This window comes from Microvirga sp. HBU67558, from assembly GCF_018069605.1.
GTDB classification, from domain to species: Bacteria; Pseudomonadota; Alphaproteobacteria; order Rhizobiales; family Beijerinckiaceae; genus Microvirga; species Microvirga terrae.
This window is the reverse complement of the sequence record NZ_JAGPUP010000163.1, coordinates 1-392: the sequence shown is the minus strand read 5'-3', so window position 1 is coordinate 392 and position 392 is coordinate 1. Positions and strand designations below refer to the sequence as shown.

At 64.5% G+C, this 392-nt stretch carries 1 protein-coding gene; it reads left to right on the top strand.

Translation table 11 applies throughout. The features are described from left to right. A partial coding sequence (locus KBI52_RS00650) for a ThuA domain-containing protein (protein WP_210804765.1) occupies positions 1-392 on the top strand: 392 nt, incomplete at both ends.

Here is a 392-nt window from a genome sequence, read left to right as displayed (position 1 = left end):
GGCTATCACGGCGGCATGGGGGACGCCTTCCGCGAGGCGGTCGAGTACCAGTTCATGTGCGGCGGCCAATGGGTGGCCCATCCCGGCAACATCATCGACTACCGCGTGAACATCACCCGGCCGGATGATCCGGTCATGCAGGGCATCCAGGACTTCGACTACCACTCCGAGCAGTACTACATGCATGTGGACCCGTCGAACGAGGTTCTCGCCACGACCACCTTCTCGGGCGAGCACGCTCCCTGGATCGAAGGGGTCGTCATGCCGGTGGTCTGGAAGCGCCGTCATGGCCAGGGCCGGGTCTTCTACAGCTCCCTCGGACATGTGGCGAAGGAGTTCGACGTGCCCGAAATGCGCACCATCCTCAGACGCGGCATGCTCTGGGCGGCGCG